The organism is Haloferax gibbonsii ATCC 33959, assembly GCF_000336775.1.
Taxonomy (GTDB): Archaea; Halobacteriota; Halobacteria; order Halobacteriales; family Haloferacaceae; genus Haloferax; species Haloferax gibbonsii.
This window is the reverse complement of sequence record NZ_AOLJ01000018.1, coordinates 40,605-52,672: the sequence shown is the minus strand read 5'-3', so window position 1 is coordinate 52,672 and position 12,068 is coordinate 40,605. Positions and strand designations below refer to the sequence as shown.

General features: G+C 65.6%; 7 protein-coding genes. 5 read left to right on the top strand and 2 right to left on the bottom strand.

What is annotated here, in order from left to right; all coding sequences use genetic code 11:
* The gene (locus tag C454_RS11430) at positions 1-5,250 is read right to left on the bottom strand and encodes a CARDB domain-containing protein (protein ID WP_239639918.1); all 5,250 of its coding nucleotides are present in this window, start codon (positions 5,248-5,250) and stop codon (positions 1-3) included.
* A gap of 537 nt (positions 5,251-5,787) precedes the next feature.
* Between C454_RS11430 and C454_RS11425 the strand changes: the two genes are divergently transcribed.
* Both C454_RS11425 and C454_RS11420 read left to right on the top strand, forming a co-directional pair.
* Entirely contained in the window at positions 5,788-6,273 is a 486-nt protein-coding gene (locus C454_RS11425; RefSeq protein ID WP_231608278.1) for a hypothetical protein, read from the top strand.
* A 106-nt stretch (positions 6,274-6,379) separates the two neighbouring features.
* On the top strand, positions 6,380-7,405 hold the full coding sequence (locus C454_RS11420; protein ID WP_004975705.1) for a DUF1616 domain-containing protein: 1,026 nt from the start codon (positions 6,380-6,382) through the stop codon (positions 7,403-7,405).
* Positions 7,406-7,414: 9 nt separating this feature from the next.
* On the opposite strand, the gene C454_RS11415 is transcribed toward C454_RS11420, so the two are convergent.
* Positions 7,415-9,619, bottom strand: a complete 2,205-nt coding sequence (locus C454_RS11415) for a S8 family serine peptidase (protein ID WP_004975703.1) — start codon at positions 9,617-9,619, stop codon at positions 7,415-7,417.
* A gap of 242 nt (positions 9,620-9,861) precedes the next feature.
* Here C454_RS11415 and C454_RS11410 point away from each other — a divergent pair, with 242 nt between their 5' ends.
* From C454_RS11410 to C454_RS11400, 3 genes are all read left to right on the top strand, one after another.
* The gene (locus C454_RS11410) at positions 9,862-10,710 is read left to right on the top strand and encodes a hypothetical protein (protein ID WP_004975701.1); all 849 of its coding nucleotides are present in this window, start codon (positions 9,862-9,864) and stop codon (positions 10,708-10,710) included.
* A gap of 119 nt (positions 10,711-10,829) precedes the next feature.
* Entirely contained in the window at positions 10,830-11,105 is a 276-nt protein-coding gene (locus C454_RS11405) for a hypothetical protein (RefSeq protein WP_004042058.1), read from the top strand.
* Positions 11,106-12,011: a DUF4350 domain-containing protein gene (locus tag C454_RS11400; protein ID WP_004975699.1), complete on the top strand. Its 906-nt coding sequence runs from the start codon at positions 11,106-11,108 to the stop codon at positions 12,009-12,011.
* Positions 12,012-12,068 lie beyond the last annotated feature (57 nt).

Here is a 12,068-nt window from a genome sequence, read left to right as displayed (position 1 = left end):
TCAGTTGGTGTCCTCGTACTCTTGTTCGTTGACGAGCTGTTCGGACTCGGCACCGACAACGACTCGAGTCGAGTTCTCGATGGTGAGGGTGATATCACCGGTCTCACGAAGCGTTTCGAGCTCGTCAGTCGTGAAGGACACCGTGGCCGTCGGCGTGTTACCGTCGACGGTGACGTCCTTCGTGACGGTCGAGTTGATTTCGACCGTCACCGTCTGCGAGCCGGCGTTCCGCTGGTCCGCCGTCGTGAGGGCGTCGATCGCGACGCCGGTCGCACGCGTGTTACCGAAGGAGCCACCCTGCTGGTAGATGCTGACGAGGTAGCCGACACCGTCGGAGACGGTATCGTTGCTCGCCGCCGTGTAGCCCTCCGCGGCGTTCAACGCGATGATCGCGTTGCCCGTCGCGCGGGCCTTCTCACCGGTGTTGCTCCAGTACGGCGAGTTCGTGTAACCAGCCCAGGAACCGTCTTCCCGCTGGTTCGCCGCGAGCCACTGGACACCGCTGTCGAGGGCCATCGACACGTTACCCGAACTCAGCTCGCTGTTGACCTGGTTCCGGAGGGTGTCGCTGTCGTTGACCGCTGCGAGCGCCTGCACCGCGTAGGCGGTTGCCTGCGCTTGTTTCGAACCGGCTTCCCAGCTACCGTCGCCGTTCTGCTGTTCGATGAGGTAGACCGCTGCGTCGACGCTGAACTCGTTGGCGGCCGTCTGTGCGGTCGCGTTGAGGTCGTCGCCAGCGCGGTCGATTGCGACCGTCGTGTAGGCGGTCGCGGAGGTGTCGTCGCGGAGGAAGTACCCGCTCGGGCGGACACGTCCGTTGTTGCGCTGTTTGTCTGCCAGCCAGAGGACTGCACCGCTCTGGTTGATGTTCTGCAGACTCTTGTTCACGTCCGTACGACTGCTCTGCACCGCGTCGTCGGAGACGGCGCTCACGCCCTGCAGGGCGTAGATGGTGTAGAACAGGTCACCGCGCGGGTTGTTGCCGTACATGCTCCACGCGCCGTTGTCGTGCTGGGAGATGTTGACGTACGCCCCAGGCGTGGGCTCGTCGGCAAGCTTGCTGATACCCGCGCTGATCGTGCTGTTCGAGCGGTCGCGGTCGTAGTTGCTCGGGATGTCGCCGTCGCGGTAGTACTGGTCGGTCCGGAGCGCGGACATCATCTGGGTCGTCGTCTGTTCGACACACCAGTAGGGGTAGGAGAACAGGTATTCGAGACCCTGTAGCGTCCGTCCGTCCGTCCCGGCCTGCACGGTCACGTTGAGGGTGTGCTCGTAGGTCGTCGCGTCCGAGATGTTGAGCGCGAGCGACTGCGTCTCGCCCGCGGACTCGAGCGTCGTCGCGTTCGTCGTCGTGTAGCGGACCTTCGGCACCGTGACGTTGGTCGTCGCGGACGCCGTGTCGCTCTGGCCGAACGCTTCGACGGTGACGTCGAGCTGCGCGTCGTCGATGTCGGCGGTCGTGTTGCCGCGGACCTTCCACGCAACCGAACCGCCCTTCGCCGACGACCGGACCTGTTTCTCAGCGCGCTGTCCGTCGACGAGTTCGAGCCCCGCGGGGAGCGAAACCGTCGCGTTGACGTCCGACGGGTAGTTCGCGTTGAACTCGGCGATGACGGTGACAGTCGAGTTGTTCACGACCGTCGAGGGCACCGAGACGTCCTCGTCGTCGATGCTCAGCGTGTACGGCTTCACTCTGACGTCCTTCGTCGACTCGTTGTTGTCGAACGGGACGCCGTCGGAGACGCTCGCGGTCACGACTTTGTCGCCACCCGTCGCGAAGCTGTGGGTGACGCGCGTCGTGTTCGGCTGTTGGACGCCGAGGTTCGCGATGGTGATGTTCTCGGTCGTCCCGTCGTCGTAGTCGACGGTCACGTTGAACTCACCGGTCGGTGCGGTACCGTTGTTCTTCGTGAACACGACGAGCGTCGCCTTCTGGCTCTGGAGCACCGTGCTCTGTCCCTGGATGCGGACTGCCGGGTCGGCGTAGACCACGCGCGTGGAGTTGACGACCTGGTTGTTCGTCTCGTCCGTCTCGGGAATCTCGTTCGCCGGATCGACCGTCGCGGTCACCTTCGCGTTACCCTGTGCGAGGGTTCCGAGGAGTTCTTCGCTGGCGAACTCCGTCAGGTCGTAGGTGAGCGTCGTCTCGTTGTTCGGCGCGTCGGTGCTGTCGGAGAGGTTGCCGGTGTACTTCGTGTACGTCTCCGTGGCACCGTTGGCGGCCTCGACAGTCAGGTCGACCGTCGCGTTCGAGACGTTGACGAGTCCGTCGTTCGAGACGGTCACGGAGGCGTTCACGCCGTCGTTGAACCGCTGTCGCTGTTCGACGTCGAGTTCGGGCGAGAGGTCAGCACCCTCCGCGAGGCGGAAGGTGAGGTTCGCACCGCTCGTGTCGACCGTGAGGTTCTGCCAGTACGTCCGGTTGACGAACCGGTCGTTCTCGGGCGGCGTGACGCGGACTTCCATGTCGCCGCGGACCTCGATGCCGGTCTTGTCGCCTTCACCGGCCGGGAAGAGCCCCTCGGCGTTGGACTTGTACGCGACACCCGAGCGGGTGCCGTCGTTGTTGTGGGTGACCGCAATCGTCGCGTTCTCCACGGGGTCACCGTCTTGGTCGACGACGGTGACGTTCAGTAGACCCGCGTCGGGGAGCGTCGTGTTCCCGACGTTCAGAATCCGCTCGGTTCCTTTCGTCGTGTAGAGCGAGTAGATGTCGGGCGACCCGTCGCGCGGGTGGTCGCCGCTCCAACCGCTCGCTTCGTCCTGCACGTACGCGATCGTCTGTGAGGTTCCGTTGACGACCGGCACGAGGAACCGACCGTTCTCGTCGGTGAACGCCTGTCCGACGGACCACGACTCGTCGCCGGGGTTCGTGCGGCTCGTGTAGACGAGGTCGTCCACGGCGGCGCTCCCGTCGGGCATCTTGACGTAGCCCTTCGCGAGCGGACCGCCGGTGACGCGCGCGTTGACCTCGTTGTTCGTCTCGCTCGCCTCGGCGATTTCGTCAGCCGGGTCCGCGACGACGCGAACGGAGTAGTTCCGCGCGTCAACGCGTGCGAGCGTCGTGTTGATAGCGACCGACTCGCCCGCAGCGAGGTCGACCGACTGACTGGTGAGTTCTTCCCAGTCCCCACCGCCGTCGGCTTTCGCTTCGACGAGTACGTCGACGCCCGTCGCCTCGACGTTACCGCGGTTTTCGACCGTCGCGTTGACGGGCACGATACCTTTCGTCACGTTCGTTTCGACCGAGAGCGTCGGCGTGATGTCCGGCGCTTTCACGGTGACCGTCTCGGGCGAGAGGTCGCCGATGCGGACCGTGTGCTCGCCGAGGGCGAGGTCGGTGACGGTGAACGAGACCGTCTTCGATTCGCCGCCGTCGAGGGTCACGGCCTTCGTCTGCGTGATTTCGTCGTCGACCGAGAGCGTCGCGGTGAACGTGTCCGACACGTCGCCGGTGTTCGTGACCGTCGCGCTCACGTTGACCGCGTCCTCGAGTCCGATTTCGGTCGCGTTGACCTGCAGGTTCGAGTAGTCGAGGTTCGCCGGCTTGTCGACAGTCACGGTCTGAGCGGGAAGCCCGTCGATCGCGATCTGGTACGTGCCGGGACCGAGGTCCCTCTCGAAGGTGACCGTCGTGGACTCGTCGGGCGCGAGCGTCCCGTTCATCCACTCGACGGTCTGGCCGTCGATGACGAGCGACGCGTTGTACTCGCCAGCGCCGGTTCCGTTGTTGCTGACATCGGCACTCACGACCGTCGTCTCACCCGGTGAAACCTGGCTCGGGGCCGTGAAGTTCGAGTAGACGATGTCCGGGACGCCGCTGACCTCGATGGCCGTCGGCGTCGCGTCGTTGACCGTCACGTCGTACGTGCCCGGCGTGTCGAAGCTCAGTTCGAACTGCTCGACGACGGTCTCGCCTTCGTTGACGAACACCGTCTTCGACTCGACGGTCTGGCCGTCACGCTTGAGGTCGACCGTGAAGTTCCCACCGAAGTAGTCGGTGTTCTCGACGGTCGCGTTGACCGTCACCGTCTCGTCCGTCGTCACCGACGTCGACGAGACGTTGTAGCCGGTGAGTTCGATTTCCGGCGTGATGACGTACAGGTCGACGCTCGACGAGATGTACGCGGTTCCGTTAGACGGGTCTTTCGTGGCCGTCGCGGTTCCGGTCTCGACGGGCGTGAACGTCACCTGACCGTTCGAATCGGTCGTGAACGTCTTGCCGTTGTAGGTCACGTTCGCACCAGCGACGCGGTCGCCGGTGTCTGCCCGAGTCACGTTGAGCGTGACGCTGTCGCCCTGCTGGATTTCGACCGCGCTCGGCTCGATGTTGAGCTGGACGCCGTCGACGAGTTCGACGCTCGCTTTGTTGCTCAGCGTCGCCGTCCCGTTCTGTGCGGTCGCGAAGTGAACCACCGAGTACTCGCCGGGCGTGAAGTTCTCCGTCGTGCGGAGCGTGACCGTCTCCTGCGGTCCGCCGACGGTCCCGTTGATACTCGTGTAGATGACCGTGTCGTCGGTCTGGGTCACGCTGTCTTCACCGGCTAACCGCGAGAGCAGCGAGACGATGTTCGTGTTCCCGTTGTATCGGCTCGCGGGAAGCGTGCTCCCGGCGAAGTTCGTTCCGGGCTTCACGTCGGTCGCCCCTTCGATTCGGTCGATGGACGACTGAATCTCCTCGATTTCGCTCCCGTTGAGCTGAATCGTCTGCTGTTGGTCGCCGAGGACCGTCTCGTTCAGCAGAATCGTCGTGTGCGAAACCTCGTCCGATTCCAGATTCGACGCGTCGACGTCGACGTCAACGTCGTTGCCGACCGCGGCAACCTCCGGTGGCGTCACCGTCGACCGACCGTCCTGGACGAGGAAGTGGTCGAAGCCGACGACCGTCACGTTCCCTTCGGCGGTGAGGTTACCGGCCGAGGAGCCCTGCACCAGTCCCGGGTCGGTGCTGTTCTCGACGAGAACCGTCGCGAAGATGTACTGCCCGGATTCGTCGGGGGTGAATTTGAAGTTCTGCTCTCCGCTCTCCCCCGTGAACTCGCGAACGATTTCGGCGTTCGTGTCCTTACTCGTGGTGAGCAGTTTGCCGATATCGCTGATACCACCCGGTTGCTTCGCGCCCTCCTTCAGGCGGACAGCGACCAGTTGGACTTTCTCCCCGTCGACCACGCTGCTCTTTCCGGCTTTCCCCGGATTGAAGGTCGCGGTGATCTCCGTCTTGTTGAAGACGTAGATTCGATTTTTGTCCAAACTGGTTTCCAGGTCGCTCGTCCCGACGAAGATATTCGTGTTCCGTATCTCGTGGCTGATGTACGGGACGTCGTCGAGTGTGACAAACTCACTCGACGCTGCTGGATTATTTGGCCGAAGTGTCAGCAGCGAATACTGCCACACGGAGACGTTCTCTCCGGCGTCTATTTTCAACTCGTCACTCACCGCGGGTGTCGTTGCTCCGTCGATCGGAGCGGAACCCCCTCCGCTGAGTGAGGCCGATGCGTCTGCTGAGGCGAGGGTGCTCGCGCTAACGGGCCCTACCACCATCGATAGAACCACAACCCCCGTCAGAACCAAACTCAAGAGTTTAGTCCTGTTGCTGGTCGTAGGCCTCATGGTATGTTCATCTGATAGGAGCGATAAAATACTTCTGTATCACCCATGGATTTATTCAGAATCATAGTCCTGAATAATACCGTCCGGCTGTATTGACACTCATTCAAACCGACAACAGTCAGACCGTTTCGGAGCCGTGGTCAGATTAAAGAAGGCGGGTAGTCTTGTGAGTAGCATATGCGAAGGCGCCGGTTCCTTACTGCGTTCTCTGCGATGGTCGTCGGAACTGCCGGCTGTGCACAGGAGTCCGAGACGGAGGCGTCGACCCAGTCGACGACGACGCTCCCGACGAAGACGCCCTCCCCGTTCGTCGAGCAGGCGGACGAGTTTCGGTCGTTCCTCCAACAAGAGGAGATTTCCATCGTCGAACTCCTCCCGCAACCGCCGGCGAACGCGGTGGAACTCACGTACGTCTCGAACGAAGACCAGTACGAGGAAGTCGGCGGGGAAATCGGCACGATCGCCGGCGGCTTCTTCAATCGGGTCGCAAACGGCTGGGAGGCCGAGCGCCTGAACGCAATCGTCATGGACAGCCCCGAGTCTCGCTTCGGAACGTGGCACGCGAAGTCGTCGTGGTTCGCCGACTACCAAGACGGTGAGATCTCTGCGAACGAACTCTCGCTCAAAGTGCTGGACACACTCTCGCGCGCGGAAGACGCGTAGTAACTGGTTCTGGCGGGTTCGTCTCACGCCTGGACCGCCGAGGTCGCGGACACGGCAGTCGGTGAGACCGACCGCTTTTAGTGAATCCTTGTCGCACCCATAGCCGATGCCCTCCGATACGGACTGGCGATCTCTCGTCCCGCGCTCGGTTCGCACCGCTCCCGCGGATCTGCTCGCGGTCGTGGTGGCGGTCGTCCTCACCTGCGGTGCGGTCACCGTCCCCGGCGTCCGCGACACCCCGCTTCGGGTCGTGCTCGGCCTCCCGTTCGTGCTTTTCGTCCCCGGCTACGCGGTTATCGCCGCGCTGTTCCCGGAGTCGGGACCGTCGGTCGCCGCGAACGGAGACGCCGACACGGGTGACTGGACGGGAATCGACGGTATCGAGCGGGTCGCGCTCTCGTTCGGGACGAGCATCGCCCTCGTCTCGGCGCTCGGACTGCTCCTCAACTTCACGCCGTGGGGACTTCGACTCGTTCCGATTGTCGTCTCCATCGGACTCCTCACGGTCGCGGCCGTGGTCGTCGCGTCGCGTCGTCGGGCGGCCCTCCCCGAGAGCGAACGGTTCGGCGTCACGGTCCGGTCCAGTCTTCCCGACGGCCAGGCCCTCTTCTCGTCCGATTCGCGGACTGACGCGGCGTTCGCCGTCGTATTGATACTCTGCCTCGCGGTCGCCGTCGGAGTGGGCGGATACGTGGTCGCCGCCCCCGGCTCCGGGGAGTCGTTCTCCGAGGTGTACGTGCTGACGGAGAACCAGTCCGGGCAACTCACCGCGGAGGACTACCCGACGGAACTCACTGCGGGGGAGCCGACGCCGTTCACGATTGCCGTGGGTAACCACGAGGGGACGCAAACCGACTACGTCGTCGTCTCACAGCTTCAGCGCGTTCGGGTCGCCAACAACACCACGACGGTCCTCGAACGCGAGTCTCTCACGCGGTATCGACCGTCGGTCGAAGCCGACTCGACGTGGCGGACCGAGCACGCGGTCACGCCGACGATGACCGGCGACCGGCTCCGACTCACCTACCTCCTGTACGAGGGAACGGCACCCGCGGAGCCGACGGCTGAAAACGCCGCCCAAGCGGTCCACCTCTGGGTAAACGTCACCGACCCGAGTTCCGAATCGTCCTGACCGACCCCGCTAGTTTTCTCGGATTTTTGCGAACAGCGCCTGTACGTCCGCGACGTTGACGCGGCCGTTCCCGGAGAAATCGAACGCCTCCCGACTGCCTTCGACCGTCCCGGCGTCGCGGTGGGCGAACAGCGTCTGCACGTCGGCGAGCGTTACGTTGCCGTCTCCGTTGACGTCCTCGTAGCGGCCGTCACCGTCGGGGTCGGTCGGTGGCGTTGTTTCGGTCGTCACGGAGGGGGGTAGCTCGGCCGTTTCGTTGACCGCGCTCCGCGTGTCGAGCATTCCCGCGCCGACGGTCGGCGCTGTCTGCGGGAGCGGTCGCGCCGTCGACCGGAGTACCCGCGTCACGTCGGCGCGAGTCGCGTTCGGGTTCGCGTCGAGAAGGAGCGCGACCGTGCCGCTCACGTGCGGGGCCGCCATCGACGTCCCGTCGCGCGTGACGTACGGTTCGGCCTCGTCGGTCTGTGACGTCGAGTACGCGGACGTGACGTTCTCACCGGGGGCGATGAGGTCGATGCCGGGTCGCCGGTCAGCCCCGAACCCGACCGGGCCGCGGCTCGAAAACGAGGTCACGTCGGACGCTGTCTGCCGTGACGCACCGACGGTAATCGCCCCCGCCGAAGCGCCGGGGCTCGCCACGGAGCGATTCCCGAGCAACCCGGCGTTGCCGGCCGAGATAACCGCGACCGTGTCCGTCGTCGTCACGAGCGAGTCGACGTACCGAGAGAACTGGTCGCTCCCGTTCGACGGGTAGTACGCCGTCGTTCGGTACCGATACGACACCGACTCGGGGTGGTCGTTCTCGACGTCGAGCGACCAGTTCCCGGGGGTTTCGATTGCGGTCCCGTTCCGGGGTGTGAATCTCTGGTACGCGATTTGTGCCGGCACGCGCCCGTCGGCGAACCACCACCCCGCGTCGACGCCTCTGAGCGGGGTTTCGCCCGCGGGGTCTCGAAGCGTCACCGAGAGGTTCCGCATGACCTCGGCGCGTCGCTCGTCGCTCTGTATCTGCTCGCCGCCGACCCGCGTCGGTTCGACGAGCACGTAGACGTACGCCGGTTTGAACCCGTCGTACTTCGCGTTGGTCTGGTACACGCCGGAGCCGTTCGCGTAGAGTTCGATGTCCGCGGTTCCGGTCTCGTTCGGCCGGACCCCCCGTTCCCCGCGGTACTCGAGCGGGAACGGACTAGCACCGAGACTCGCGGAGACCACGTCCGCGTGGTTCTCGGCGCTCCACTCCATCGCCGCCATCACGTCCGACATACTGCCCTGTCCGTCGGCGTTGAGGGCGCGCGCGCCGAACAGTTGCGCTCCGGGTGCGACACCGACTGCTTTCTTGGCGTCCGCCCGACCGGCGACCGTCCCCGCGACGTGCGTGCCGTGGCCCCACGGGTCGAACGGCTCCGACGAGTCGCCGACGAAGTCCTGCCACCGAACGACCTGCCCGCGGAGCGCCGGGTGGCTGTCGTCGATGCCGCTGTCGATGACGCTGACGTTCGCGCCCGAACCGGTGATTCCGCGCGCCTGTACGTCGTCGGCACCGACCGATTTGACGCTCCACGACTCCGTTCCGCTCGTCGCGCGCTGAACGCTGTCCGGTCGGACCGTCTCGCCGTACGCGGACAGCGAGTCCAGATACGCGGCGACGCTCGGCGCGACCGACCCCGTCGCGTAAATCGGCCTGTCGTAGTGAATCGCGGACACGTTCGGCATCCCGCCGAGCGTCCGCACGACAGCGGGCGTCGCCTCGACGGCGAGCGCGTTTCGAGTCCAGAACGGTTTCACGTCCGCAACGGTCCCGTTCGCCCGCCGAGCGTCGAGGAATTCGCGCACGTCGGACTGCGTCCGGTTGGTCGTCGCTCTGATTTGTGCGCGCGCCGTCGTGTCGTTGCGACCGCCCCCGTCGCGTGACTCGCGCGACTGGTCGTCGAAGACGAGGATTACCGGGACGAGTTCGTCCGACTCCGCGCGCGATAGTCGGTACGCCGCGACGCCCGAGAGAACGTCGCTCCCGGTCGTTCCGTTGTCGGATGCGGTCGTGTTATTCGCGGGGTCGGTGACGGTCGCCGCGGTCGTACTGCGTTCGGGTCCTCCTGAGTCGACGTCAGTTGTGGGGAGCGTCGCTTCCGAAACCGGCGCGAGCGCCGCGCTCAGGAGGAGACAGAACACGATGCCGACGACGACGGCCCGTGTCCCTCGTTGCGTTCGAATCATCTCTTCGAGAGTCGTCTGGGTGGGAACACGGCTGTGACGGCGAGCATCTTACTCGATAGGTAGTGTCCATCCCGGCTACAAGCCTAAAACATCCATCGGTCGTACCGACTCGTCGACCGACTAGTGTAACAGGCATATTCACATTACACTACGTGCCGACGGCTGCACCCCAGCGTCCCGCTCACCGCCGGTCCCGGAACAGAAAAGTAGTCCGACTCTCAACACGCCGATACCGAATTCGAATGTCGACTCGACAGGCTCTCGTCGTCCCGCTCGGACTGCTTGTGCTCGTCAGCTCCAGCCTCGCCGTCGCCCCCGTGGGGGTGGCGGCAGCGCAGGACGACGTTTCGGTCGTCGTGACGCCGGCGTCCCAAGAGACGGACGTGGGGTCGACGACGACCTACGACCTCGTGGTCCGCGGCCTCGACGGCGGCGGGGTTGGCGCGGTCGACGTGACCGTCCGCGTCAACGGTTCGATTGCGTCCGTCGCTAACGCGTCGTTCGTTCCCGACCCCGGCCTGAACGAGGTCACGTACGACGACGGGCGTTCGCGAGTTCGCCTCTACGGCGCGCTCATCGACACGTCGCAGTCGGGGTCCGTCACTATCGCGACCGTCACCGTCGAAGGCAGCGCGAACGGGACGTCCCCAATCGGCGTGAACGTGACCGACGTCGGGAGCGAAGCGGGTGTCAGCTACCGAATCGACGCCGTCGAGAACGGGAGTCTCGCCGTCGGCGAGGTGAGTTCGAACGCCACGACGACCGCGGACGCAGATACGGCCGATGACAGTTCGTCGTCGCAAGACGGCGGCGGCGGTTCCGATGCCGACTCGGACGCTACAGGTGGCGAGTTGACCGTCTCGGCGATGGGTGATTCCGGGACGGACGCGAACAACACGAGTTCGCCCGCGACGTCGTCGTCATCGACGGCGAGCGCAACGACGGACGGACAGGCCGAGACCGCACGAGCCACCACCGAGCGCTCGACGGACTCGACTGAGACGGCCGTTCCCGGCCCGTCGATACTCCTCACCGCCTGCTCGCTCCTCGCCGCCGTGCTGTGTTTCTGGGTGAGAACCCGCTCCGATTGACTGGCGAGCGCGGTGTCGCTCGCGACGCGCGTCACCGACGGTCGCACCTCACACCGCCCGCGTCCTGACCGGGCCCCACAAGCGATAGTTTAGTTATCCCGCCCCGTCCACGACCGTACATGGCAACGGCACGACGCGAGCGGTTCATCCGCGCCCAGCTCGCCTGGATGCTCGGCGCGACCCTCGTCTTGGTCCTCCTCGACTCGCTTTCGTACGAGCTGGTCTTCGTCGTGTCTCTCATCGGTTTCCTCGTCGTCGTCGAACTCACCGCGCCGGTCGCAGTGACGCCCGCGTGGCGGCGACGGCTCCTGTGGCTCATCGGCGGCGGTCTCGTCGCCTTCGGCTACATCGTGGTCAGACGCATCCTCGACATCCTCCCGCCGGGGGTGTTCTGAGTGCGCGTCGGCTCCCGCGAGGTCGGCTACCCGCATCTCTTGGCCGCGGCGCTCCTCGTCACGATGCTCCTCGGTGTCGGCGTCGGCGCGAGCACCTCCTCGTCCACCTACGGCGCGTTCAACGCCGCGTGGGACGGCGGCTCCGGCATCCGCGGGGTCGCATCGGACGCGGGTGCCGAGACCGAAGTCGTCTACAACACCACCGAGTACGGCGAGGTCGACCCCGCGGGCACCGTCGCGTTCGTCATCTCGCCGGAGCGGGGCTACACCGACGCCGAGGCCGACCGCATCGAGGCGTTCGTCCGGGCCGGCGGGACCGTCGTCGTCGCCGACGACTTCAGGCCCCACGGCAACGACCTGCTCGGCCGACTGGGCGCGTCGGCACGCATCAATCAGACGCCGCTCCGCGACGACCGCCACCAGTACAAATCCGGCGCGCTCCCGGTGGCGACGCGCGTCGCCGCGGACCCGCTGACCCGCGACGTGACGCAACTCACGCTGAACCACCCGGCGACGGTGACCGAAAACGAAAGCACCGTCCTCGTCCGCTCGTCGAACTTCTCGTATCTCGACCGCGACGACGACGGCGAACTCGACGAGAGCGAGACGCTCCGTTCGCACCCCGTCGTGACCACGGAGCGCCTCGGCGCGGGCGACGTGGTCGTCGTGAGCGACCCGAGCGTCTTCATCAACGCGATGCTCGAACGGCCGGACAACCGGGCGTTCGCCGAGGCGCTCGTCGCCGACCGGCCGACCGTCGTGTTGGACTTCTCGCACGCCGAGGAGCGCCCGCCGCTGCAGGTCGCGCTCCGGGCGCTCCGGGGCTCCGGCGGACTCCAACTCCTGTTCGGCGGCTTCGTCGTCGGCGCGGTCGCGCTCGTCGCCCGCCGCGGCCGGCGCTCGTAGTCTGTCGCCGCGACCGCGGTCGTCCGGCGCTGTCGGCCTACTCGTCTGGCCCGCTCG